The sequence below is a fragment of the Sorangium sp. So ce131 genome, from assembly GCF_051519095.1.
Taxonomy (GTDB): domain Bacteria; phylum Myxococcota_A; class Polyangia; order Polyangiales; family Polyangiaceae; genus Sorangium.
On record NZ_CP150455.1, the window covers coordinates 13,856,534 to 13,879,538 of the forward strand.

The window sequence follows — 23,005 nt, forward strand, 5'->3', positions numbered from 1 at the left end:
GGTCCAGGCTTATTCGTGCGGCGGCGCGCCCTCGCCCTCGACGTGCGTCGGCGGCTCCGCCGGCCTTTGCGGCTCCATGCGAGGCCGCTCACCCGCGGCCGACGCCTCGTCGGCGGTCGGCTCGGGCGGCGGCGGCGGCGTCGGCGTCGGCGGCGCGGGGATCTCCTCGTCGTCGGTGGCCCGCGTGGGGGTCTCCGACTGGCCTGTGGGCGAGTTCACGCCGGGCTTCCTCGGGGGCGGCGTCGGGCTCGCGGCCGGCGTGTCCCCGGCCTTGGCGCGGCTGCGCGCCGCAGGCGAGTCCGCGGCGTGAGGATCGAACCGCGGCCGCTTCAGCGCGCCGTGCACGTGCCAGCCGTAGAAGCCGTCCGCGCGCTTCGACCGCTTCATCTTGGGCGTCTGCATCTCGATGAGCCCGGGCACGTTCGAGCCGGGCGCGCCGAGCAGCGATTTCGTGACATCGCTCTTCCCGCGGTACGCGTCGGAGAACTTGAATCGGACGTAGAGGTCAGCCGTCGAGTTGTTCCACGGCTCGCGCATGTTGATCTTGCCGTCGCCGTCGAGCTCGAGATCCGTGCCATTGCCGGTCAGCTTCGTGACCTTGAGCACGCCCTCCTTCGCCTCGGCCGACAGGAGGAGCTCGCCCAGCTTGGCCTCCGGGAGCGCGATGAGGCCCTGGATCTTCGTCTTGCCGTCGCCGACGGTGACCTCCTTGGCCGAGAGCTCGAGCGCGCCGTTCGCCTTGTTGAACTTGCCCTCCGGCGCCTCGAGATCGAGCGTCGCGGTGAGCGTGCCGGCGATCGGCAGGCCGAGGATCTCGCCGAGCGGGCCCACCTTGGCGAGCTCGACGTCCGAGACGTCGACGTGCATGTCGCCGCCCGACTTGCCCCACGGGACCACGCCCTCCACCTCGCCGCCGAACACGCTCGCCCAGAACGAGATCCGCACCCGCCCGAGCAGGAGCGGCAGGATCTTCACCCGGGCGTGCGCCTCCTCGATCTCGATGACGCTCGGCTTCGGCGGGCCGTCCTTCGCCGCGTCGCCCGACGTGAACGCGCCCGCGGCGCTCGCCCTGCCGCTCGATCCGACCTCGTTCGGCGGCAGGATGAGCCGCACGCCCGTCATCTCCACGCCCGTGAACCAGTACGAGTCGAGCTCGTCGATCTCGAGGCGCTGCGCCTGGCCAGCCGCGCCCCGCTTCTGCTGGGCGCGATCGAACTCGGCGATCAGCCGGTCCTTGAGGCGGTCGTAGGGGAAGGTGAGGTACCCGAAGAGGCCCAGGCAGAAGAGATAGAAGAGCGGATACACCGCCCACTTCGCGATCCGGACGAGCCGCGATTTCATGGCTCTTGCTCCTCGAGGTCGTCCGCGGGAGGCGCGGACGGCGCAGGGCTCGCCGGCTGGGGGTCGCCCTTCCTGTCGAACGCGGAGACGCCGAGCTCCACCTCGTACGAGTCGGGCTCTCCGGCGCGGGGCTTGATGTTCAGCTTCGTCACCGCGACCGGGTGGCCCGACGACTCGAAGCGCTCGAGCATCTTGGCGAGCCCGAGCATCCCGATCTTGTGCATCTTCACCACCGTGACCCGCTCGGTGTACTTCTTGCCGTGCGGGACGTCGGGGCGATCCTGCGACTCGGCCGCGGTGAGCCCCTGCTGCTTCGCCGCGTCCTCGATGAAGCCGGCGAGGGCCGGCGCCGGCCGCGCGTACCGCGCGAGCAGCGCGTCCCGCTGCGCCTTGCGCTCGCTCACGCGGGTGGACGCCTCGTAGATCGACTGGAGCAGGTCGCGGACCTCCTGGTTCTCCGAGCGCTTGCTCGAGGCCATGGTGGCGAGCCCGATCGGCACGAGCAGGAGCACGATCGCCGCCAGGAAGCCGAGGAGGAACGTGAGGAGCTTCCGCTCTCGGGGCTCCAGCTTGTCGAGTCGCTCGCGGAGCGTCATCGCGATCCCTCCGGTTTCTCCGCCGCGCCCGCGGAGGCGCTGTCCGCCGGCTCGGCGCCGGTCTTCTTCTTCTTCTTGTCCTCGCACTTGAGATCCAGCTCGAGGACGTACTTGTGCTTGCCCTCCACGAACTGGCTCGTCCGCGCGATCTTCACGTCGCGGAAGCAGCGGTGTTCCTTCATGTGCTCCGCGATGAGCTGCGCGTCGGACACCGACGGGACGACGCCCTGGATGGTGGCGTGGCCGCGGTTCACGTCGAGCTCGACCACGTCGTGCGTGATCTCCTTCGGCACCGCCTTGGAGAGCTGCACCATCACGTCGAACGCGTCGACGCGGGGCAGCGGGTCCTCGTCGGCGGCGCCGGGGCCCTGCTCGAGCAGCTCGCGGGCCTTCTCGGGATCGCGCGTCTCCTCGCCGAGCACGTCGTGCGAGGCGCTCTCGAGCGAGGCGAGCAGGAGCTCCCGCTCCGCGTCGAGGGTGCGCAGCTCGGCGATGATGGAGAAGCCGAAGCTCAGGGCGATGACGGTGCCGAGGCCGGCGAGGATCGGGATCTTCTCGCGCAGGAACGGGTAGCTGCGCTCGGCCTCGAGCGCGCCCTTCCTGAGGTTGAACCCCTTAGTCTTCGGCGTCAGCCCGAGCGCCAGCGCGAGCGCCTTGGCGAAGCGGGGCAGCGCCGCCGCCTGCTCGGCCGTGAGCCCCTCGAGGCGCGGGGTCGGCAGCGGCAGGATGGTGACGCCGAGCTGGGCGGACAGGAAGACCTCGGCGCCCTGCGCGGTCGCGCCGCCGCCGACGAGGTACACGCCCGCGAGCGGCTCGCCGCCGAGGTTGCGCCACGCCGCGAGCGTCTGCCGGAGCTCGCGCGCGAGCGCCGGCGCCGTCCCGGGGAGGCCGGCCGTGCCGCGCGAGAGCGTCCGCGCGTAGACCGGCTCGCCGCCCGAGAGGATCACGATCTCGCTCGTGAGGTAGTCGAGGTCGAGGATCGCGATCGGCCCGCGCGGATCCGGGCCAGGCGGCGCGGCGAGCTCCGGCATCACCGCCTCGAGGTTGGCGAGCGCCACCGCGCCGAGCGCGACGCGCTCCGGCTCGAAGCCGAGCGCCTCCTTCACGACCGCGATGCGCTCGCGCACGTCGTCCGCGCGCGCGACGGCGGCGAAGATCGGCAGCGTCTCCGTGGCGGGCGGCCGCCGGAGGAGGCGGTAGTCGAAGACCGCGTCCTCCATCTCGAACGGCACCGTGGCCTCCAGCTCGAAGCCGAGGACGTTCTCGACCTCCTTCTGCGCCGCCGCGGGCAGGTCGAGCCGCCGGTAGAACGACCGCTCCCCGGAGAGGGCGATCGCCGCGGCGTCGGGGCGGAGCGCCCCCACGGCGGCGCGGATCGCCTCGGCCTCGGAGCTCGCGTCCGTGACGGCCGCCTCGCCGAGCGCCTCGACGAAGACCCTCCTGTACGAGGTGCGGATGAGCGCCGCCCGCACCACGGATTTCCCAGCATCGATCCCGAGCAGCCTGTGCATTTGCGCGCTTCTTCCCGGAGGGGCTCCTACTCCATGCGATAGTAAACGATCGTCCCGGCGGGGTTCGATCGGATGCATTTTTCGTAGTCGGTCGGCGGCACGCCCGCGCAGTTTCCGCCGGGGCCGCTCACACCGGCGGCGCTGCCACCGCCGCCGCTGCCGCTGCCGCTGCTGCTGCTGTTCGTTTGAGTCTGGCCGAGCTTGCCTGCTCCCGACAGGTCGAGCACCGCGTGGATGCGCACGCGCGTCTCCCGCTTGTTCCCTGGGACGATGCCGTCGGCATAGATGCTCAGGAAGCTGGTCTTGTTGCCGAGCGACCTCGTGGCGTTCGGCTTGAACGTGACGGGCTCCACGCCCATCGCCTTGAGCTGCGGGCCGAGCATGGAGGCGATAAAGGACCTGCTGCCGCTCTTCTGGGTCAACGTGTCGACGTAATCTCTCGTGGTGGGAAAGATGATCCCGCCCGTCATGCTCTGCACGAGCGACAGCACGGTCAGGAATGCGGTCATCTGGTTCGGATCGTTGCAGAGCGGGGTCGCCGCGGTGTCGACGAAACTCGTGCTGCAGGTCAGCGCGAGCAGCGCTTGTGGGCTCGCCGCGGTGACGTTGAACTTCTGCTTCGGGCTGCCCCAGACGGTCAGGACCCGTTTGTCGGGATCGCCCCCGCCCGGGTCGACGAACGTCGCCCAGAAGTCGTCGTTCATGCCCCGGACGAGCCGCACCTCGTCGAGCGAGTCGAACATGGCGTTCTTGCGCTGATAGGTGAGGCCGATCGTCTGATAGAAGTTGTCCTCCGCGCCGGTGGAGCTCGGGGCGTTCGGCGACGGGTCGCAGCTGAACATCTGATCGCCGGGGTCGACCCAGTCGACGAGCGCGCTGCAGATGGTGGTGCGGTCCGAGAATTGACCGTCGCCGTCGCGCTCCTCGAAGAGCGGGTTGTACTGCGCGGGGCTCATGAGGCTGAGCAGCTGAGCCGCCACGCCGAGCTGGCTCTCGATGCCGCCCACGTCGTCGGAAGCGCGGTTGATGTTGATCTTCGAGTCCTCGTCCACGATCTTGAGCTCGAAGCGGCCGCCGCCGGTGAGCCCCAGGTTCTTGCCCGCCGCGGCGCTGCCCTCGGCGGGCGGCGCCGCGCCCGGCTCGACGAGCTGCGCGTTGAAGGGGCCGAGGAAGAGATCGGTGAACCTCCAGACCGGCACCTGGATGTTGCCGAGCTTCAACATGGACAACATCGGGGCGAGCGCCGCGCTGACGCTCGGCTCGGCGGCGATGAGCATCCGCGACAGGTTCACGGCGCTCCGCGCGTAGTACTCGGCGCGGAGCGCGTCGCGGTCGGCGAGCGCCGCGGAGAGCTCGGTCGAGGTCTCCTCCTGGAGCTCGGTCAGGAACACGGTGAGCACCGTGATCGCGCCGAGCACCATGACCAGCGCGACGCCCCGCCGATCGCGCCGGCGCCGGAGGCGGCGGCGCGCGCGCCCGCCCGGGGTGGGGGAGGCGCGGTCCTCGGTCGGGGGTTGAGCAGGGGTCGTCATGGCTCAGTTGCTCGTGCTCGTGCTCGTGCTCGCGTCGAAGGCGAGGGGGACCTGCATGGCGATCGGCACCTTCGTCTCGAACCGGATCGGCTCCCCGCCCGGCCCGCCCTTCAGCACCAGCGTCACCCGCACCTGGGTCGGGAGCCGCTCGAACTGCGCCGCCGGCTGGGTCGAGTCCCACGTGTCGGTCCACTCGCTCGTGAGCGGGTCGAGGTACTCGACGTTGAAGCTCTCGATGTCCTCGGCGAGCACGTTGACGACGCCGCCCCGCGTCGGCTCGGTGTCGATGGTCTTCGACTCCCGCCGCACGAGATCGAGCTTGTCGCTCTCCGGATCGCGCGAGCCGAAATAGCCGATCTCGCACTGATCCGACTCGTGCGCGTTCCTGAGCAGCCGCCGGTGCGCGAACGCGGTGAAATCGAGGCGGTCCGCGGGCGACGCGTCGTCCCCGACGAAGGCGGTGAGGCGCACCACGATGTTCTTGTCGAGCGGCTGGTGCCGGGACAGGAAGGCCTCCTGGATCTCGCGCGAGATGCGGGCGATCGCGGCGCGACCCTGGTGGTAGCGGTCGCTCATGCGCGAGATGCCCGCGCGCGACCGGCTCATGCCGTCGAACGCGCCGTAGATCAACGTCCCGATGATCGCCAGGATGCCGACCGAGACGAGGACCTCGAGCAGGGTCACGCCGGCCACACGGCGGCGGCGCCCCGCGCGGCCGCGGCGCCCCGGGAGAGATCTCGCGTTCCGCGCCGCCACGCTCAGCTGCCTCCCCCCTGCCCCTGCCCGCCGCCCGCGCTGCCGGAGCTGTCCAGCTGGGGGATCGTCACCCATTGCACGAGCTCGAGCTGGTGCTCCCGCGCGCCCTGCTGCCAGGTCAGCGTGACCGTCACCCGCCGCGCGCTCGCCTCGAAGATGGGCTGCAGGGTCGGCGCGAGCATGTCGACGAACGGCTGGAGCAGCCCCGCCACGCCGCTCGGGGCCGCCGCGGCGCCGCCCCCGGCGCCGCCCTGGACGCCGGCGAGCGACTGCGCGAGGTCGTCGAGGTTGCCGCTCGCGGCGCCGGTGCCGCTCGTCTCGGTCGGGTTGAGCGCGCCGAGGCCGCCGAGCTCGGTGTCGAGATCGAGCTCGCCGTAGTTGGGCTCGGGCATCTCGGGCTTCTCGATGCGCCAGGAGCACTTGATGTTGGGCGAGTCGTCGTCCTCGCAGCACGGCCCGCTGTCGGCCTCGTCGAGCGCCGGCAGGCCGTCCCTGGCGAGCCGCTCCTCGAGCTCGGTCATCTTGCAGCGCGCGAGCCCGGTCGCGACGCTGAGGTTGCGCGCGTGCGCGGCGGCCGAGAAGGCGCCGGCCTGCGCGGACAGGATCGCCGTGAGCCCGAGGCCGAGGATGGCGACCGCCACCATGACCTCGAGCAGCGTGAAGCCGCGGGCGCGCGTCACGGCCCCGTGTCCTCCCGCTCCGACGCCTCGGCGTCGTCGCGCGGCCTCGGCATGCTCGCCTTGCCCTTCTTGAGCTCGGTCTTGCCGGTCAGCGGGGAGACGAGCACCGTCATGATGTTGTCGGTCTCCACGCCGCCGAGGCCGAGCTGGATCGCGGCGCGCTCGGTCTGGCCGCCGGGCCAGAAGTAGAGGTAGGCGCGCCCCTCCGTCACGGGGTCGTCCTGGTGCGCGGTCTCCACCTGGAGGAAGCGGACGCCGCTCGAGAGCTCCTTGCCGGGCCGGTCCCTGTCGGGGTTGAACCCGAACACCTTCGCCGGCTCGAACGCGGGGCGCGGCGCGCGCGGCCCCTTCAGGATCGCCTCGGCCTCCTCCACGGCGGCCTTCTCGGCCTCGGTGGCCGCGGCGGCGCCGCCGGTGCGGTCGTTCCGCTCGATGACGAGCTCGCTCGTGGACTCCTCGAGCACGATCATCCTCTCCTCGAAATCGAAGACCAGCCGCACCGGCTTGGACTTCGCGTTCGCGTGGGCGTAGGCGACCCGGACGGCGCCCGCGAGCATCGCCGCGCTGCGCTTGAGCCGCGCGCTCGTGACGGCGCCCATGCCGAGGATCACCGAGCCGCTGATGAGCGCGATCACCGTGACGGTGATCAGCACCTCGACCAGCGTGAGTCCCCTCGTGCGACGGCGTGCCATGGGCGCTCCTACCCCCCCTCGCGCGGCTACATCTCCGCGATCTTGTTGAGCTCCGAGGCCTTCATGTCGTCCCGGATGTCGTCCGGCGTGTTCTCTTTCCGGTCGTTCCCGGACGAGATGACGTGGATGTCGTTCGTGGCCTCGTCACACTTGATCTTGTAGGGCTGGCCCCAGGGATCGTCCGTCTTGTTGCCGTCGATCTGCTTCGCGCTCACCAGCGCCTGGATCGTCGGGCACCCCTCGCTGCCCGACCCGAGCTGCAGGTACTGATCCGCCGCGCTCTTGATGACGGTCGCGCCCGTGTAGGCGCTCTTCACGCGCGACTGCTTGAGCTTCGGCCACACCACGAGCGTCGCGCCGCCGGCGATGATCGCCATGATCGTCACGACGATCAGCACCTCGACCAGGGTCACGCCCCGCGAGAGCTTCCGGCCCAACCTTCGAAGATTTTTCGCTCTGTTCGTCTCCATCGCCTCACTCCACCCTGTCAAGTCCGCCGATTTCGCCGTCCGGCCCGTCGCTCATCAGATCGTATCCCTCCGGGTCCTTCCTGCCAGGGCAGGTGAGCCGGAGCGGCCTGCCCCACGCGTCGACCGCGTCGACCGCGAGGTAGCCCTCGCGCTTCAGCTCGTCCAGGGAGCCCGGGCACCGCCGCTCGTGGTCGGCGCGGTACAGCGCGATCGCCCCGTGGACGACGGACAACGTGGCGCGGGTCGACCGAATTCCCACGAGCCGCCGCTCGCGCGCGCCGAGGAGCAGCAGCAGGACGGCCATCGCGAGGCCGGCGGCGAACGGCCGCGCGCGCGCCATGCCGCTCCGCCGGAAGAGCCCGCCGCCGCGCTCCCAGGGGAAGAAGATCGTGCTCTCTCGCTGCCTGCGACGCCCCATCCGCCACCTACCCGACGAAGCTCGACATCTGGATGAGCGGCATGAGGATCGAGATCGCGATGAACGCCACCGCGCCGCCCATGATCACGATCATGAGCGGCTCCAGGAGGCTCGTGAGCACCTGGACGCGGGTCTCGACCGCGGAGTCGTAGGCGTCGGCGACGTTCTCGAGCATCGACTCGAGCTGCCCGCTGCGCTCGCCGATCGCGATCATGTGGGTCACGATCGGCGGGAACCGGCCGCTCCGCTTCAGCGGGTCGGCGATGCTCTGGCCCTCGCGGATCGATCCGATCGCGTCGACGACGACCTTCTCCAGGGCCGCGTTGCCGAGCACGCTCCGGACGATGTCCATCGCGCTGAGCAGCGCGACGCCCGACGAGAGCAGGGTCGCGAGGGTCCGCGCGAAGCGCGCGATGGAGAGCATCTGGATGAGCTTGCCGAAGATCGGCGCCCGGAGCACGAACGTGTCCCACGCCATGCGCCCCTTCGGCGTCCGGACCCAGCGGCGGAACCCGTACACGCCGCCGACCATCGCGAGCAGGACGAGCCACCAGTAGCTCGCGGCGAACTCCGACGTGCCGATGAGCGCCGCGGTGTACCAGGGCAGCGCCTGGTCCATCGAGGCGAAGATGCCGGTCACGTTCGGCACGACCGCGATCATGAGGACCGAGATGAGCCCGATGCCGATGAGCGCCATCAGGGCCGGGTAGGCGAGGGCGGCGGTCACCTTGCCGACGAGCTTCGCCTGGTTCTCCATGAAGGTGGTCAGGCGGGTGAGCACGCCCTCGAGCGTGCCGGACGCCTCGCCGGCGCGCACCATGCTCACGTAGAGGGGCGGGAACACCGAGGGGTGGCCCTCGAGCGCCTTGGCGAAGCTCGTGCCCTCGCGCACCTGCTCGCGGACCTGCGTGAGGACCTTCTTCAGCGACTCCTTCTCGACCTGCTCGATGAGCGCGTTGAGCGACTCGAAGAGCGGGATGCCGGCGCCGATGAGCGTCGCGAGCTGGCGGGTCATCACGGCGATGTCGGACGACGAGGGGCGGCTCGCGAACGCGAAGATCTTGAGGTCGCGCTTCGCCTTCGCCTTCGCGGCCTGCTCCTCGGTCGCGCCGGTGAGCATGATGCCGTCCTTGCGCAGCGCGGCCCGGAGGGCCTTCGCGTTCTCCGCGTCGCGGACGCCCTTCACCGGCTTGCCGGTGCCGACGAGGATGCCTTTGTATTCGAATACCGCCACGGCCTTCCCTACTCGTCGACGATGACGTCTTCCTGCGTCGCCGCGAGCACCTCCTCGACGGTGGTGATGCCCTTGAGCACCTTGCGCGCCCCGTCGTCACGGAGCGTATCCATCCCCTGGGAAATGGCGACCCGCTTGATGGTCTGCGCGTCCGCGCTCTTCAGGATGAGCGGGCCCACGGCGTCGTCGATGACCATCAGCTCGTAGATGCCCCGCCGGCCGATGAAGCCCTTGTGGTTGCACGCGTCGCAGCCGCCGGGCTTGTGGAACACGGCGCGGTCGATGTCCTCCCCGATGTACCCGTACTGCTGTCCGTGCACGCTGTAGCGGGGCGAGAGCTTCCGCCGCGCCTTCCAGGCGAGCCGGTCCTGGTCGAGGCCGAGCTGCTGGAGCTCGTAGTCCGAGGGGCGGTAGGGGACCTTGCAGGTCGGGCAGAGCAGGCGGACGAGGCGCTGGGCGAGGATGCCGATGACGCTGCTCCGCACGAGGAACGGCTCGATCTCCATCTCGACGAGGCGCGTCACGGCGCCCGCCGCGTCGTTCGTGTGGATGGTCGAGAGCACGAGGTGGCCGGTCAGCGAGGCGTGGATGGCGATTTCGGCGGTCTCCTTGTCGCGGATCTCGCCGACCATGATCACGTCCGGATCCTGGCGGAGGAACGCGCGGAGCGCCGAGGCGAAGGTGAGCCCGATCCCGGGGTGGACGTGGATCTGGTGGATGCCGCCGATCTCGTACTCGACCGGGTCCTCGGCCGTGAGGATGTTCCGGCTCGGCTCGTTGATCCGGTTGAGGCAGGCGTAGAGCGTGGTCGTCTTGCCGCTGCCGGTCGGGCCGGTGACGAGGATGATGCCGTCCGGCCGCTGGATGAGCGCGTCCATGATCGCGTACTCGCGCGGCGCGAAGCCGAGGTCGTCGAGCCCGAGCAGGACCGACGCCTTGTGCAGGATGCGCATCACGATCCGCTCGAAGCCGCGGCTCGTCGGCACCGTCGAGACGCGGATGTCGACGCTCTTGCCCGCGATCTTCAGGGTGATGCGGCCGTCCTGCGGGAGCCGCTTCTCGGCGATGTTGAGCGACGCCATGATCTTCACGCGGGCGATGATCGGCGCCATGAACTGCTTCGAGGCGCGCTTGGCGACGTAGAGCTCGCCGTCGATCCGGTAGCGGACGACGACGTCGCGCTCCTCGGGCTCGATGTGGATGTCGCTCGCCCGCTCGCGGACCGCCTGCGCGAAGAGGCCGTTGACCCAGGCGATGATCGGGGCGTCGTCGTCCGAGTCGATGATGTCGACGAGGTTGTCCTCCTCGAGCGCCGTGTCGCCCTCGAGCTTCGCGCCGCCGTCCTCCTTCTGCTCCCAGACGCGGTTGATCGCGTCCAGCACGGCGTTGCTCGTGGCGACGGCGATCTCGACCGGCTTGCCGAACAGCGCCCGCACGTCGTCGATCGCGGTCGTGTCGAGGGGGTCGGCGAGCGCGCAGTAGACGACGCCGTCCTGCTCGGCGAGCGGCAGGATCTTGTGCTGCTTGGCGTAGGTGATCGGCACCCGGCTCGCGAGCTCGAGCGGCACCGCGTCGACGTCGATGCGCGGGAGGAAGCCGACCTCGCACTCGTCGGCGAGCGCCTTCGCGATCGTCGCCTCGTCCGTGATGTTCGACTGGACGATGAGGTCCGCGAGCGACTGCGCGCGCTCGCGGACGGCGTCGTAGAGCGGCGCCAGCCGCTCGGCGGGGACGACGCCCCGCCGGACCAGGATCTCGCCAAGGTAGTGCTGCATGCTCATTCGACGCGCTCCATCTGCCGCCCGCCCGGCGGCGTCACCCGCCGCGGCCGGGGCGGCGGGGCCCCGCCCGCCGGCTGGGGCGGCTGGACCACCTCGCCGTCCATGTCGAGCATGCCCGGCGCCATCCCCGCGCCGCCGGTGCTCTTGCCGCCGAACGTCGGCAGCCCGACCGGCTCCACCGGCGTGTGCTCCCGCACCCCCTTCGGGCGCGCCTCCTCCTCGAGGCGCGCGCGCTCCTCCTCGGTGAGGATCGACTGCCGGATGTCCTCGACCAGCCCGTTCGCCCGGCCGAAGTCGCGCGGCGGCTCCCACGCGGCGCTGTCGCTGAAGACGAAGTAGCGGTCGATGAACTCCTGCCGCTCCTGCATCTTGCGCTCGAAGATGGCCCGGAGGTCGTCCTGGTCGCGGATCACGTAGGGCGTGAGCACGAGCAGGAGGTTCGTCTTCGTCTTGGTCCTGACCCGCTGCCGGAAGAGGAACCCGAGCACCGGGATGTCGCCGAGCACCGGGATCTTCGTCTCCGAGGTGGTCGTGCCGTCGCGCACGAGGCCGCCGATCACCACGGTCTGCTGATCGCGGACGACGAGCGTGGTGCTCGCCGTGCGCTTGTTGATCGGGATCGCGCCGAGCGCGCCCTCGAGCGGGGCGCCGGCGTCGGAGATCTCCTCGGTGAGCTCCAGCCGCACCTGGTCCGAGTCGTTGACGTGGGGGATGACCTTGATCTTGGTGCCGACGTCCTGGCGCGCGGCGGCGCCGCCGAGGCCGCCGAGGCCGCCGAGCAGCCCGCCGAGCCCGCCGAGCCCGCCCGCGGCGCCCGCGCCGCCCGCCAGGCTCGCGAGCTGGTTCAGCCCGCCGCCGCCCACGTTGGTCTGCAGCGGGATGTTCTGGCCGATCGAGATCTCGGCCGGCACGTTGTCGGTCGCGAGGATGTGCGGCGTCGCGAGCACGTTGGAGTCGCCGTCCTGGGCCAGCGCGTGCAGGACGAGGCCGAACGCGGGGATCGACAGGCCCGTCCCGAAGATGTCGTTCGAGCCCGGGATCTCGGCGCCCCGGACACCCAGCGCGAGCGCGCCGAGCTCCGTCGGCAGGCCCCCGACCGAGGGCACGACGTTGTTCCCGCCGTAGACCAGGCCGCCGTCCCCCTCGGCGCCGAACGGCGCGCCGGCGTGGTAGCCGATGCCGAAATTGAGCGAGCGGTTGACGTTCACGTCCATGATCACCGCCTCGATGAACACCTGGCGCCGCGGCTCGTCGAGCTGGTCGATCACGTTGCGCAGCTGGGCGTAGTCGTGGGGCGACGAGGTGATGAGGAGCTTGTTGCTCGCCTCGTCGCAGGTGACCTTGACCTGCCCCTCGAAGATGTCGTCGGTCGAGCCGGGCACCGGGGGGGCGTTGCGCGCCCCGCCCCTGCCGCCCCCCACGGCGGCGCCGCCGCCGCCCCCGCCGCCGCCGAGGACCTGGTTCAGCGTCGCCGACAGCTCCTTGCAGCCGGCGTGCTGGAGCGAGAGCACGTGGACCTGCCCCTCGCCCGACTGCGGCACGTCGAGCCGCTTCAGGATGCCGAGGACGCGCAGGTAGTCCGGCTCGGACGCGGTGATGATGAGCGAGTTGGTCCGGTCGTCCGAGATGATGCGGGCGCCGGTGCCGCCGGCGCCGCCCCTGCCGGGCCTGCCGCCGGCGCCGCCGGCTGCCCTGGGGTCGACGATCTCGTTCAGCTTCGTCGCGACCTCCGCGGCCGAGCCGTAGTGGACCGGCTGCACCCACAGCTGGTCGCCCGCGCCGCCGACGTCGATCTCCTCGACGATGCGGAGCATGCGCTGGATGTTCGACCCGGTGTCCGTGATGATGAGCAGGTTGCCGGGCGGATAGACGCTGACGTCGCCGTCCTTCGATTTGAACTTGGTGAGGAGGCCGCCCGCCTCGGAGGCGTCGATATGGGACAGCCGGTACATGCGGGTGACGAACCGGTCCTCGGCGGGCACGGGCGCGGCGGTGCCGAACACGGGGGTCGTCTCCGAGACGGCGCCGGGCGTCTCCACGATCTTGAGGAAGCGGCCGTGGGGGATGACGGTGAGGTCGTTCGAGGCGAGGATCGACAGGAACGCGCTGTACGCCTCGGCGACGGTCACCTTCTCCGGCGCGTACACCGTGGCCTTGATCTGCCTTAGTTTGCCGCCGTAGATGAAGCGGCGTCCGGTGATGTTGCTGATCGCCTTGACGAGCTCGGGGAGGTCGGCCTCGTCGAGGTTGAAGCTGACCTTGTAGCCGCCGGGCTTCGGCTTGAACTCGATCTCCTGGACGCCTTGCTTGACCCCGGCGAGCGGGTCGTCTCCGGCGTCGCCCGCGCCCGCGGCGCCCGCCGCGCCCGCGCCCGCCGCACCCGCGGCGCCTGCGCCCGGCGCGCCGGGGGCTGCGGCCGGGCCGGCCCCGGCCGGGGTGCCGCCGCCCGGGCGGGCGGGCACCGGCGGCGTGGCCTGGCCTGGGGTCCGCAGCACGGGGGCGGCGCGGTTCGCGGGCTGCGCCGCGGCGGGCAGGGCCGCCGCGGCGAACACGAGCGCCGCCACCGGCGCGGCGAGGAGCCTCCTCCGGAGGCGGTAGGATCGCTCGAGGGTCGTCATCACCATCAGTCGACTCGATATTCTCTGCGTGGGTGGGGTTTCGGGGGGCGGCGCCGCTCAGTCGGCGCTCGGCGCGTTCGGCGCGCTCGGCGCGCTGTCGCGCTCGGCCTGCGAGGGGGCTCGCAGCCGCTTCGAGCGGGATGTCTTGCCCAGGGCGGCCTTGCTCGTCCCGGCGGCGGCCTCGCTCTCGGCCTCCTCCGTTTCTTCCGCGGCGGGCCCCGCAGCGTCATGGGGCGGCAGGACGGCCTTGGCGACCGTCACGAGGACGAGGCTCACGACCCCGACGAACGCGAGGGAGCCCAGGGCGAACGTGCCGATATGCAGCAGCGTACGCCGGAGCAGGCTCCCCTCGTTCAGCGTCCCTATCCACCGCGCCATACAGCTCCCTTGCTCTCGTCTGCTCTCGTCGTGAGTTCAGTCCGCAGCGCTCACTTGATGTTGAAGTCGAGGTTCATCGGCTTGCCCTTGCGGTTGATGCTCACCGTGAGCCGGTCCGCCGTCCGGAGCCGCGCGTACGCCTCGAGGGCCTTCTGGGGATCGCTCATCTCAAACCCGTTGATGCTGGACAGCCGATCTCCGTTCTCCAGGCCGAGCGTCCCGAGCAGCGAGTTCGGTCGAATCCCGAACAGACGGATGCCGACCACCTTGTCGCCCTCCTTCTCGGGGACGATACGCGCAGAGCGCATCAGCTCGGCCTGGTTCTCCAGGATCTGGTCGACGACGCTGCGCTCGACGTTGAACTCCGTCTCGCTCACCCGGTGGATCTTCGACGCGATCTCGGGCGGGACCGGTTTGCCGCCGCGGGAGCTCGACGGGGGCTTCTTGTCGCCCGACGTCGTCCCCGTCGACACCGGGGGCGGGCTCGCCGCGGCGCTGCGCGCGTTCACCGCGGGGCCGCCCACGATGGCCTGGCATCGCGAGCTGCCGCTCGTCAGCCAGACCCGGTCCCAGCCGACGTAGTACACCGTGTGCCCGCTGATCTCGTCGCCCTGGCGCCGCAGGATCGCCTTGCCGTCGGAGCCGGCCATGGCCGCGAACGACCACGCGGGATCCTCCGCCTGCGTGATGAGCAGGACGCGGGCGCTGTCGCACGCGGGGTCCTCGTACGGGTCCTTGTTGCTGATCTCCGGCTGCACGTTCGGGATCTCGACCGGCCTGCCGTCGAGCGGGCCGGTCACCGAGTCGAACGGGTTGCGCGAGAGGATCGGCGCGGCGTTCGTCGCGTGGTCCTGGTTCGCCGTGGACCCGAACGACGCCGGGCGCGACGCCGGGTGCGGCGGGGGCGGCGGCGCGTCGACCGCGACGCTGGAGGCCACGAGCTGGCCCATGCCGGAGGCCTGGAAATAGGCGGCGAGGGCGATCAGCACGCCGAGAACCCAGGGAAAATACCGTTTCAGGATCGCGTCGATGCCCATGCGCCCGTGCTCCTCTAAGCGAGTACCGTGCCAGCGGTCAAACCGCCGGCGATTCTTCGCTGTTCCCGCGGATTTGCGGGGTCTCCCCCGCCAAGGTGACGCACCCGCGGCGCGCGGGGCGGTCTATTTTGCCAAACTGACAACGGGATCTTCTCGTCGGCGGTGGCGGGCCCGGGGGTGCCCTGGCCGCGGTGGGGGGGCGGCGTCACTCCAGCTCGCCGAGCTTGCGGTAGATGGTGCGCGTGGAGATGCCGAGCAGCTGGGCGGCCACGGATTTGTCGCCCCGGGCGTGGCGGAGCGTCTCCCGGATGAGCCGGCGCTCGACCTCGTCGAGCGGGGTGCCGACCGAGAAGGTGAGCGAGCTCGGCTCGGCGGGGGCGGCCTCGCGGATGAAGTCGGGCAGGTCGTCGACCGAGAGCTGGTCGCCGCGGCAGAGCACGACGGCGCGCTCGATGACGTTCTCGAGCTCGCGCACGTTGCCGGGCCAGGTGTAGTCGGTCATGCGCGCGAGCACGTCGCGCGGCGCCTCGAGGCGGGGGCGGTTGTTCTTCGTGCAGTAGACGCCGAGGAAGTGGTCGACGAGCAGCGGGATGTCCTCGCGCCGGGACCGGAGCGGCGGCGCCGTGATGGCGATGACGTTGAGCCGGTAGAAGAGGTCCTCGCGGAAGCGGCCGGCGGCGACCTCGGCGCGGAGGTCCTTGTTCGTGGCGGCGACGAGGCGCACGTCGGCGCGCACCGTGTCGCCGCCGACGGGCTCGTACTCGCCCTCCTGGAGCACGCGCAGGAGCTTGACCTGCACGGCCGGCGAGAGCTCGCCGATCTCGTCGAGGAACAGGGTGCCGCCGGCCGCCTTGGCGAAGCGGCCGTCGCGCTTGGCGAGGGCGCCGGTGAACGCGCCGCGCTCGTGGCCGAAGAGCTCGCCTTCGAGGATGGTCTCGGGGATGGCGGCGCAGTTGACGGCGACGAACGGTCCTCGTGAGCGCGCGCTGCGCTCGTGGATGAAGCGGGCGAGCAGCTCCTTGCCGGTGCCGCTCTCGCCGAGCACGAGCACGGTGGCGCTCGAGGGCGCCGCCTGGGTGGCGATGTCGAGCACGCGGCGGAGCGTCGGGCTGGAGCCGACGATCTCGCGCTTCGTGAGCAGCTTGATCTCCTGCCGCAGCGAGCGGTTCTCGGCGACGAGCGACTGGCGCTCGGCGGCCTTGCGCACGCTCTTGATGATCGTCATGCGCTTGAGCGGCTTCTCCACGAAGTCGTAGGCGCCCTCGCGCATGGCCTGGACCGCGGTCTCGACGGTGCCGTACGCGGTCATCATGACGACCTCGGTGTCGGGCGAGATCTGCTTGATGGCGCGGAGCAGCTCGAGCCCGCTGACGCCCGGCATCATGAGGTCGGTGAGGACAACCTCGACGCGGCGGCTGCGCACGATCTCGAGCGCGGCCTTGGCGCTGTCCGCCGTGATGACGCGCATGCCGTCGCGCTGGAAGATCTTCTCGATGGAGGCGACGTTCGACGGCTCGTCGTCGACCACGAGGACCGTCGGTGCGCCGGGCGGCGCCGGCGCCGCGCCCGCCGGCGGGGGCGAGCTCGGCGGTGCTCCGGTTTGTGCCAGATCGTCAGCCATGCGCCACCATGTCACAGACAACGTCGCGTTGTCGAGTCGGCGGCACGGTCGGCGGCGGTCTGACAAAGTCCGGGCGGAGGTCTGACAAAGTGACAGCGCGCCCCGGGATGCGGTGGAGATCGCGGATTTCGCTCAGCGGATGAGCTTGGCGAGGTGCTTGAAGTCGTCGGTGCCGGCGACGCGGAGCCAGTCGAAGACGATCGTCTCCGCGGTGGTGAGGGTCGCGCCCGCGGCGCGGCAGAGGTCGAGCCCGGCGAGGCGGTGGTCGTCGCGGCGGGAGGCGACGCCGTCGAGGGGGACGTGGACGAGCATGCCGCGGGCGGCGAGGTCACGGGCGGTCTGGTAGACGCAGACGTGCGCCTCCATGCCGACGACGACGGCGGCGCGCGGGGCGGGGGCGAGCTTGGCCCAGGCGCGGTCGAACTCGGCGGCGTCGCAGGCGGAGAACTCCACCTTCGAGATGACCGGCGCGCTCGCCTGCGCGAGGCGGTCGGCGATGGGGCGGAGGGTCGGCCCGAGCCCGGCGGGGTACTGCTCGGTGGCGAGCACGGGCGCGCCGAGCCGCCGCGCCGCCTCGATGAGGAGGGTCGCCGCGCGCGTCAGGGCCTCCAGCTGCGGGGCCGGCATGGCGGCGGCGAGCTTCTCCTGGACGTCGACGACGACGAGCGCGGTCGCGGAGGGATCGAGGCGCTGCAGGGCGGTGGGCGTGAGGGGCGTTGGGGGCGGCATCGGGGTCGGCATGAGGGTCACCTCGCCGCCCGGAAGCTCTTGAGGAACCGGAGGAGGTCGCTGCGCAGGTCGAAGCGGAGGAGCGCCTCGCCGATGACGGCGCCGCCGTCGCCCACGAGGACGCCGGGCAGGACGGTCATCGACTCGAGCAGGTCGCCCGGGCGCACGGTCTTCCGGCCGGCGAAGGCGCAGCGGCGACCGTCGTTCGCGGTGAACTCGAAGGCATAGGGGAGGGTGCCGGTGCGCGCGACGTCGAGGCCGAGGCGGCCGGTGAGGTAGCGGTGGTCGGCGAACCCCTCGGCGTCGATCTCGCCCTCGATCTCGACCTCGGGCTTGCGGAGGAACTGGAGCAGGCCGCGCGAGCGGGCGCGGATGGTGAACGACATGGGCCGCTCGTCGGAGGGGGAGTCGACGAGGTGGAAGCTCCCGGCCATGGTCTCGCAGAACTCGAAGCCGGCCATCACGTCCCCGTCGGCGCGCCGCGGGGGGGCGCGGGGAGCGGCGGGCCGGCCGTCGCCTCGGTGAAGTCCTCGGGCGGGAGGACGAGCCGCTCGACGCGGCGGCCGGCGGCGAGGGCGTCGACGATCTCCGGCACGTCGGCGGGGGTCACGCGGCCGTAGAAGTAGCCGTCCGGCTCGACCGCGATGGCCGGGCCCGCCCAGCAGACGTCGAGGCAGCTCGCGGTGCACGCGCGCACCTCGGTCTTGGCGAGGCCGCGCTCGGCGATCGCCGCCTTGAGCTGCGCGTGGAGGCCCTCGGCGCCGCGCTGGGCGCAGGAGCCCTTCGGGACGCCGTCGGGGCGGCGGTTGACGCAGACGAAAAGGTAACGTTTCCGCTGGGGCACGAGGCGGATCCTCGTGCGGGGCGGGCGCCAGGTCAAGCTGGCGGGCACCGGGGCGCGGCAGGGGGGAGGGCCGCGCGGGAGGAGGTGCGGGAGGACACGGGGGCGCGCGGCGCGGCCGGCGTGTCGCGGGCACGGCGCTGTGGAGGCCGGTGGGGATGTGGTACGGCGGGAGGGGGACGATGCTGCGAGCGCTGCACATCAAGGACGTGGGGCCGGCGGCCCGCTTCGACCTGGAGCTTGGCGAGCGCCTCAACGTGCTCACGGGCGACAACGGCCTCGGGAAGAGCTTCGTGCTGGAGGTGGCCTGGTGGGTGCTCACCGGGACGTGGCTCGACCGGCCGGTGCTGCCGCGGCGCGGGATGGAAGAGAGCGCGGCGATCGCCGGGGAGGTTGGTTACAAGCGCAAACTTAATTGGGGTGAACGGGTGCCGCGCGAGGGCACGTACACCGTCGAGGCGAGGTTCAACCGGATCGTGCAGCAGTGGGATCTCGAGCCTTCCATGAGGCAACGGCTCCTGCGGGACGGCTGGGTCTCTGCTCACCGGGGTATCGAGATGGCGGCCAGGCTGGAGCTGGCTGTCCCGGTGGTTTACGTCGGCGTCAATGGTGCGCTCTCCCTCTGGGACCCCGCGCGCGGCCAGCCGCGTGAAGAGGCACATGGTCACCGCATCGCCTCGGCGCAGGCGTACCACTTCAGCCAGCAGGAGCTCTGGAACGGCCTGGAGCGCAATGGAAAGACGCTGTGCAACGGGCTCATCCACGACTGGGTGACGTGGCAGCTCGAGGCTGAGGCCGGGGACGACGCGGAACAGCCCTTCGATCTGCTCCGCCGCGTGCTCCAGCTCCTCTCGCACCCCGACGAGCCGATGAACCCCGGCAAGCCCGTGCGGCTCTACCTCGACGACGTCCGCCGGATTCCCACCATCGACCTGCCCTACGCCGCCGGCGTTCCCGTCGTGCACGCCTCGGCCGGTATGCGGCAGATCCTGAGCCTGTCCTACCTGCTCGTGTGGGCCTGGACCGAGCACGTTCAGGCGTCGCGGATCATCGGGTGGCCGCCGGCGGACCGGATGGTGATCCTGGTGGAGGAGCCGGAGGTGCACCTGCACCCGAAGTGGCAGCGGCACATCGTCCCCGCGCTGCTCCAGGTGCTGTCCGGGCTCACGCCTGCCGCCCAGGAGACGCAGGCAAGCGACCCGGAGCAGGCGTCAGCGATGCGCCCCCAGGTGCTGGTCACGACCCACGCACCCCTGGTGCTCGCCTCGCTGGAGCCGCATTTCGACAGCGCGCGGGACAAGCTGTTCACCTTCGAGCTGAAGGAAGGTCGCAACGTCGAGCTAGAGGAGCGGCCCTGGACCCGGTATGGCGACGCCGTGGGGTGGTTGACCTCGGAGGTGTTCGACCTCCAGGAGGCCCGTTCGCCCGAGGCAGAGCGAGCCATCGCGGCGGCCTACGATTTCATGGCGGGCCGCCACGAACGCCTGCCGGAGCATCTGAAGACCGGCGACGCCATCCACGCCGAGCTCCAGCGCGTACTGGCGGATCAAGACCCCTTCTGGCCGCAGTGGTTGTTCGCGCAAACGGAGCGGCAGACGTGATCCGCGTCGACCGCAAGCCGCTCACCGAGGAGGCCCGGGGCAGGTACGAGGCAAGGGTGCTCGGCCCTGGCCTGAAGTGGCTGGAGGCTCATCCGCCACGTCAGGCGGAGGCCGGAGAGGCTCGACCCAAGCAGGCGCGACCGCCGGACTACTGGCGCGAGATCCGTGAAGATCTGGCGGATGCATTTCACGAGCGCTGCGCGTACACCGCGATGTGGCTATCACACCCCGGGCAGGTCGATCACTTCGTGTCGATCGACGAGGAGCGCTCCAGGGCGTACGACTGGGACAACTTTCGTTACTGTGCCGGCTCGATCAACAGCAGCAAGCAGGGGATCCGCTCATCCCAGATCCTCGACCCGCTCGAGATCGATGATGACTGGTTCGAGATCATCCTACCCAGCCTCGAGCTGCGGGTGACCGATCGCTGTCCCGAGCACCTCCGGAAGCGCGCGGAGTTCATGCTCGAGCGCCTGCAGCTCGGCAGAGGGCACCAGGTCATCCGTTACCGGCGGCAGTTCTACCGCGAGTACCGCCCTGAAGACCCGAGCACCCTGGAACGACTTGACCGGTGGGCTCCGCTCATCGCGCGCGCCATCCGAAAGCAGCAAGCGCAGCACGCCGAAGCTGTCTCGGCGGACGAGGCGAAGCCCTCACCACCCTGATCAGGGGCCGGGAAGCTGCGCGGTCCCGCCGCGCACCTCAGGCCGCGGCAGCGCGCAGCGCGCGGCGTCGACGGAGCGCCAGGGTTGCGATCCCGATCGGCGCCGCGACGAGCGCCACCGCGAGGCCGAAGGCCGCCATCCCGAGGCCCGCGAGGCTCGCGAGCGCGAGCCAGAGCACGTCGCCCGCCGCCGGCCTCGCGTCAGGCGCGCCCACGCCGATCTCCCGGCGCAACTCGCCGACCGTGCGGTCGAGCAGCGCCTCGAAGGGGCGGCCGTACAGGCTCTCGCCGCGGCGGCCGCGGAAGAACGCGCGGGCCGTCCGGCGTGGGGCCGCGAGCAGCCCCGCGACGAGCCCGCCCAGGTTGATCTGCCACGCCGCGATGAAGTCCTTGCAGCCGGCGCCGACCTCCCAGGCCGCGATCTCGAGCTCGCCGATCGTGCTCGTGTCGTAGCCGGTCAGCACGTGGTGCAGGTCGTGGTACCGCACGGCGCGCACCCGCGCCTTGGTGTTCGGGAACGGAACGGGAAGCGGGCCGAGCTTGAAGTCGACCCACGCGTCGCTGTACCCGCCGTCCGCGCCGAAGCCGTTTACCTTGAAGTAGATCGCCCGCGCCTCCCGCATCGTGAGGCCTTCGTCGTAGTGCGCCAGCGCCATGGGACCGTCCTCCTTCACTGACTATACTCACTGAGTACAGTCATTCTAAGTGCCGGATTTGTCAAGGGAGGTCTGCGCCTTGACGCTGTATTGGCAGCGACGGCAGATTGGCAGCACAGTGAGCAAGGTCAGTACAGGCTCAGCGAAGCGCCCGAAGCCTCGGACGAGGTCCGCCACGATGGCCGCGCCGTCCCCGCTCTCCGCGCCGCCCGCGCTCTCCGCGCCGCCCGCTCCGCCCGCGCCGGCGCCCGACCGCGGCGCGCGCGCCCAGCAGAAGCTCGACACCCGCCGCCGGATCCGGGACGCCGCGTGGGCGCTCTTCACCGAGCTCGGGTACGACGACACGACGACCAAGGCGGTCGCGGAGCGCGCCGGGGTCGCGGCCGGGACGGTGTTCGTGCACGCGCGCGACAAGGCCGATCTGCTCATGCTGGTGATGCACGACCGCCTCTCGGCCGCGGTCGACGCCGCCTTCGAGGCGCTGCCCCGGCGGGAGCCGCTGCTCGCCCAGCTGATGCACGTGTTCCAGACGCTGTTCGCGATGTACGGCGAGCACCCGCTCGTGGCGCAGGCGTTCCTGAAGGCGTTCCCCGGCGCGACCGGCCCGAACGGCGAGCGGCTGAACGCCCTCACCTTCGCGTTCTTGCACCGCGTCGCGGGCCTCGTGCGCGACGCCCAGGCGCGCGGCGAGGTCGCGGGCGACGTCGACCCGCTCGCCGCGGCCCACAACATCTTCGCCCTCTACTTCGCGGCGCTCCTGTCCTGGCTCAGCGGCTTCGTGTCGCTCGGCGCCGCGCTCGATCCGGGGCTGAAGAGCGCGCTCGCCCTCCAGCACCGCGGGCTCCGCGCCTGAGCCGGACCGCGCTTGAGCCGGACCGCGCCTGAGCCGGTCGCGCCTGAGCCGGGCGCCGCGGGGCGCGGGCGTCGCGCGCCGTCAGCCACGCCCGAGCTCGACGTCCTCGAGCAGCGACGTGCGCCGCGGGGTCCACCCGAGCAGCTGCCGCGCCGCCGCGGCGCGCACCCGGCTGTTCGAGCCCAGCGAGTACCGCGCGGACCCCTCGCCGAGCTCCCGGATGGCCTCGTCGAGCGGCCACGCGACGGTCCGGCCGCCGAAGCCGAGCCGCTTGCTGATCGCGATCGCGATGTCCCGCAGCGCCGCCTCGCCGTTCTCCGCGAAGAAGAACGACCCCGGCTCGGCGCGCTCGATCGCGAGCAGGTAAAGGTCGACGAGATCCTCGATGTGCACGTTCGACCAGACGTTGAGCCCTCGCCCGACGTGCACGCCCGCGCCGCGCACCTCGGCCGCGCGCACCAGCGTCGGGACCTGGATCGAGTCGCGCTTCGCCCCCGTGCCGTGGCCGTAGATCATCGTCGGGCAGAGGACGATGCTCCGGACGCCCTCCTGCGCGGCGCCCGTGACCAGGCGATCGATCGCGACGCGCGCCGCCCTCGCGGGCACGGGCGTGAACGGCGTCCGCTCGTCGTACACGAGGTCCGACGGCTCGCCGCCCGCGTCGTCCGCGACGATCGACGAGCCGCTCGTGTGGACGAGCGTCTTCCCGGTGCCCTGCAGCCCCCGCAGCAGGGCCTCCACCGCGCCGCGGTGGTCCGAGCTCGCGGCGTTGACGACGACGTCCGCCGCGGCCGCCTGGACCTCGAGCAGCGCCGCATCGTCGAGCGTGCCCAGGACCGGCGCCACGCCGAGCGCCTCGACGCGCGCGGCGCCGTCCGCGCTCCTCACCAGCCCGGCGACCTCGAACCCCTCCTGCCGGAGGCGCCGCGCCACCGAGCCGCCGATGTACCCCGCAGCCCCGGTCAGAAACGCCCGCTGCATGGTCCCTCTCCCCGG

General features: G+C 71.4%; 23 protein-coding genes. 3 read left to right on the plus strand and 20 right to left on the minus strand.

The window, feature by feature from the left end; genetic code table 11:
• Positions 1 to 9 precede the first annotated feature (9 nt).
• The 18 genes from gspN to WMF43_RS50460 all read right to left on the minus strand — a co-directional run bounded on the left by gspN (position 10) and on the right by WMF43_RS50460 (position 18,238).
• A complete protein-coding gene (gene gspN, locus WMF43_RS50375) occupies positions 10 to 1,341 on the minus strand; it encodes a type II secretion system protein GspN (protein WP_437676201.1) in 1,332 nt (443 codons plus the stop codon).
• Positions 1,338 to 1,937: a type II secretion system protein GspM gene (gene gspM / locus WMF43_RS50380; RefSeq protein WP_437676203.1), complete on the minus strand. Its 600-nt coding sequence runs from the start codon at positions 1,935 to 1,937 to the stop codon at positions 1,338 to 1,340. Before gspM ends, gspN begins: the two co-directional genes overlap by 4 nt.
• Complete coding sequence (gene pilM, locus WMF43_RS50385; protein WP_437676205.1) at positions 1,934 to 3,448, minus strand: type IV pilus biogenesis protein PilM; 1,515 nt, start codon at positions 3,446 to 3,448, stop codon at positions 1,934 to 1,936. The genes gspM and pilM overlap by 4 nt, the downstream gene beginning before the upstream one ends.
• A gap of 26 nt (positions 3,449 to 3,474) precedes the next feature.
• The gene (locus tag WMF43_RS50390) at positions 3,475 to 4,980 is read right to left on the minus strand and encodes a general secretion pathway protein GspK (protein WP_437676207.1); all 1,506 of its coding nucleotides are present in this window, start codon (positions 4,978 to 4,980) and stop codon (positions 3,475 to 3,477) included.
• A gap of 3 nt (positions 4,981 to 4,983) precedes the next feature.
• Positions 4,984 to 5,736: a type II secretion system protein GspJ gene (locus WMF43_RS50395; RefSeq protein WP_437676209.1), complete on the minus strand. Its 753-nt coding sequence runs from the start codon at positions 5,734 to 5,736 to the stop codon at positions 4,984 to 4,986.
• Between the two features lie 2 nt (positions 5,737 to 5,738).
• A complete protein-coding gene (locus WMF43_RS50400) occupies positions 5,739 to 6,416 on the minus strand; it encodes a type IV pilus modification PilV family protein (protein ID WP_437676211.1) in 678 nt (225 codons plus the stop codon).
• Positions 6,413 to 7,108 carry a pilus assembly FimT family protein gene (locus WMF43_RS50405; protein WP_437676213.1) on the minus strand — a complete coding sequence of 232 codons (696 nt, stop codon included), beginning with the start codon at positions 7,106 to 7,108 and terminating at the stop codon, positions 6,413 to 6,415. The genes WMF43_RS50400 and WMF43_RS50405 overlap by 4 nt, the downstream gene beginning before the upstream one ends.
• 26 nt (positions 7,109 to 7,134) lie before the next feature.
• Complete coding sequence (locus WMF43_RS50410) at positions 7,135 to 7,545, minus strand: prepilin-type N-terminal cleavage/methylation domain-containing protein (RefSeq protein WP_437676215.1); 411 nt, start codon at positions 7,543 to 7,545, stop codon at positions 7,135 to 7,137.
• Between the two features lie 37 nt (positions 7,546 to 7,582).
• Entirely contained in the window at positions 7,583 to 7,996 is a 414-nt protein-coding gene (locus WMF43_RS50415; RefSeq protein ID WP_437676217.1) for a type II secretion system protein GspG, read from the minus strand.
• A 7-nt stretch (positions 7,997 to 8,003) separates the two neighbouring features.
• Positions 8,004 to 9,230: a type II secretion system inner membrane protein GspF gene (gspF, locus tag WMF43_RS50420; protein WP_437676219.1), complete on the minus strand. Its 1,227-nt coding sequence runs from the start codon at positions 9,228 to 9,230 to the stop codon at positions 8,004 to 8,006.
• 8 nt (positions 9,231 to 9,238) lie between these two features.
• Positions 9,239 to 11,011: a type II secretion system ATPase GspE gene (gspE, locus tag WMF43_RS50425; protein ID WP_437676221.1), complete on the minus strand. Its 1,773-nt coding sequence runs from the start codon at positions 11,009 to 11,011 to the stop codon at positions 9,239 to 9,241.
• Positions 11,008 to 13,635, minus strand: coding sequence for a type II secretion system secretin GspD (gene gspD / locus WMF43_RS50430; RefSeq protein WP_437676223.1), 2,628 nt, complete (start codon positions 13,633 to 13,635; stop codon positions 11,008 to 11,010). The genes gspE and gspD overlap by 4 nt, the downstream gene beginning before the upstream one ends.
• A 51-nt stretch (positions 13,636 to 13,686) precedes the next feature.
• A complete protein-coding gene (locus WMF43_RS50435; protein WP_437676224.1) occupies positions 13,687 to 14,007 on the minus strand; it encodes a hypothetical protein in 321 nt (106 codons plus the stop codon).
• Between the two features lie 50 nt (positions 14,008 to 14,057).
• The gene (gspC, locus tag WMF43_RS50440) at positions 14,058 to 15,044 is read right to left on the minus strand and encodes a type II secretion system protein GspC (RefSeq protein ID WP_437676226.1); all 987 of its coding nucleotides are present in this window, start codon (positions 15,042 to 15,044) and stop codon (positions 14,058 to 14,060) included.
• A 205-nt stretch (positions 15,045 to 15,249) separates the two neighbouring features.
• Positions 15,250 to 16,665 carry a sigma-54-dependent transcriptional regulator gene (locus WMF43_RS50445; protein WP_437676227.1) on the minus strand — a complete coding sequence of 472 codons (1,416 nt, stop codon included), beginning with the start codon at positions 16,663 to 16,665 and terminating at the stop codon, positions 15,250 to 15,252.
• 132 nt (positions 16,666 to 16,797) lie between these two features.
• Entirely contained in the window at positions 16,798 to 17,406 is a 609-nt protein-coding gene (locus WMF43_RS50450) for an isochorismatase family protein (protein WP_437676229.1), read from the minus strand.
• A gap of 5 nt (positions 17,407 to 17,411) precedes the next feature.
• A complete protein-coding gene (locus WMF43_RS50455; protein ID WP_437676231.1) occupies positions 17,412 to 17,855 on the minus strand; it encodes a hypothetical protein in 444 nt (147 codons plus the stop codon).
• The gene (locus WMF43_RS50460; RefSeq protein WP_437676233.1) at positions 17,855 to 18,238 is read right to left on the minus strand and encodes a (2Fe-2S) ferredoxin domain-containing protein; all 384 of its coding nucleotides are present in this window, start codon (positions 18,236 to 18,238) and stop codon (positions 17,855 to 17,857) included. The genes WMF43_RS50455 and WMF43_RS50460 overlap by 1 nt, the downstream gene beginning before the upstream one ends.
• Positions 18,239 to 18,417: 179 nt before the next feature.
• On the opposite strand from WMF43_RS50460, the gene WMF43_RS50465 reads away from it, so the two are divergent.
• Together WMF43_RS50465 and WMF43_RS50470 are read left to right on the plus strand one after the other, a co-directional pair.
• A complete protein-coding gene (locus tag WMF43_RS50465) occupies positions 18,418 to 19,836 on the plus strand; it encodes an AAA family ATPase (RefSeq protein WP_437676235.1) in 1,419 nt (472 codons plus the stop codon).
• Entirely contained in the window at positions 19,833 to 20,501 is a 669-nt protein-coding gene (locus WMF43_RS50470; RefSeq protein WP_437676237.1) for a hypothetical protein, read from the plus strand. Before WMF43_RS50465 ends, WMF43_RS50470 begins: the two co-directional genes overlap by 4 nt.
• Positions 20,502 to 20,538: 37 nt before the next feature.
• On the opposite strand, the gene WMF43_RS50475 is transcribed toward WMF43_RS50470, so the two are convergent.
• Complete coding sequence (locus WMF43_RS50475; protein WP_437676238.1) at positions 20,539 to 21,156, minus strand: hypothetical protein; 618 nt, start codon at positions 21,154 to 21,156, stop codon at positions 20,539 to 20,541.
• Positions 21,157 to 21,334: 178 nt separating this feature from the next.
• On the opposite strand from WMF43_RS50475, the gene WMF43_RS50480 reads away from it, so the two are divergent.
• A complete protein-coding gene (locus WMF43_RS50480; protein WP_437676240.1) occupies positions 21,335 to 22,009 on the plus strand; it encodes a TetR/AcrR family transcriptional regulator in 675 nt (224 codons plus the stop codon).
• An 81-nt stretch (positions 22,010 to 22,090) separates the two neighbouring features.
• On the opposite strand, the gene WMF43_RS50485 is transcribed toward WMF43_RS50480, so the two are convergent.
• A complete protein-coding gene (locus tag WMF43_RS50485; RefSeq protein ID WP_437676242.1) occupies positions 22,091 to 22,990 on the minus strand; it encodes an NAD-dependent epimerase/dehydratase family protein in 900 nt (299 codons plus the stop codon).
• Positions 22,991 to 23,005 lie beyond the last annotated feature (15 nt).

Bases quoted from the DNA above. Each gene is read 5' to 3' on its own strand.
- gspN (WP_437676201.1), bottom strand. From the start codon at position 1,341: ATGAAATCGCGGCTCGTCCGGATCGCGAAGTGGGCGGTGTATCCGCTC.
- gspM (WP_437676203.1), bottom strand. From the start codon at position 1,937: ATGACGCTCCGCGAGCGACTCGACAAGCTGGAGCCCCGAGAGCGGAAG.
- pilM (WP_437676205.1), bottom strand. From the start codon at position 3,448: ATGCACAGGCTGCTCGGGATCGATGCTGGGAAATCCGTGGTGCGGGCG.
- WMF43_RS50390 (WP_437676207.1), bottom strand. From the start codon at position 4,980: ATGACGACCCCTGCTCAACCCCCGACCGAGGACCGCGCCTCCCCCACC.
- WMF43_RS50405 (WP_437676213.1), bottom strand. From the start codon at position 7,108: ATGGCACGCCGTCGCACGAGGGGACTCACGCTGGTCGAGGTGCTGATC.
- WMF43_RS50415 (WP_437676217.1), bottom strand. From the start codon at position 7,996: ATGGGGCGTCGCAGGCAGCGAGAGAGCACGATCTTCTTCCCCTGGGAG.
- gspE (WP_437676221.1), bottom strand. From the start codon at position 11,011: ATGAGCATGCAGCACTACCTTGGCGAGATCCTGGTCCGGCGGGGCGTC.
- gspD (WP_437676223.1), bottom strand. From the start codon at position 13,635: ATGGTGATGACGACCCTCGAGCGATCCTACCGCCTCCGGAGGAGGCTC.
- WMF43_RS50435 (WP_437676224.1), bottom strand. From the start codon at position 14,007: ATGGCGCGGTGGATAGGGACGCTGAACGAGGGGAGCCTGCTCCGGCGT.
- gspC (WP_437676226.1), bottom strand. From the start codon at position 15,044: ATGGGCATCGACGCGATCCTGAAACGGTATTTTCCCTGGGTTCTCGGC.
- WMF43_RS50445 (WP_437676227.1), bottom strand. From the start codon at position 16,665: ATGGCTGACGATCTGGCACAAACCGGAGCACCGCCGAGCTCGCCCCCG.
- WMF43_RS50450 (WP_437676229.1), bottom strand. From the start codon at position 17,406: ATGCCGACCCCGATGCCGCCCCCAACGCCCCTCACGCCCACCGCCCTG.
- WMF43_RS50455 (WP_437676231.1), bottom strand. From the start codon at position 17,855: ATGGCCGGCTTCGAGTTCTGCGAGACCATGGCCGGGAGCTTCCACCTC.
- WMF43_RS50465 (WP_437676235.1), top strand. From the start codon at position 18,418: ATGCTGCGAGCGCTGCACATCAAGGACGTGGGGCCGGCGGCCCGCTTC.
- WMF43_RS50475 (WP_437676238.1), bottom strand. From the start codon at position 21,156: ATGGCGCTGGCGCACTACGACGAAGGCCTCACGATGCGGGAGGCGCGG.
- WMF43_RS50480 (WP_437676240.1), top strand. From the start codon at position 21,335: ATGGCCGCGCCGTCCCCGCTCTCCGCGCCGCCCGCGCTCTCCGCGCCG.
- WMF43_RS50485 (WP_437676242.1), bottom strand. From the start codon at position 22,990: ATGCAGCGGGCGTTTCTGACCGGGGCTGCGGGGTACATCGGCGGCTCG.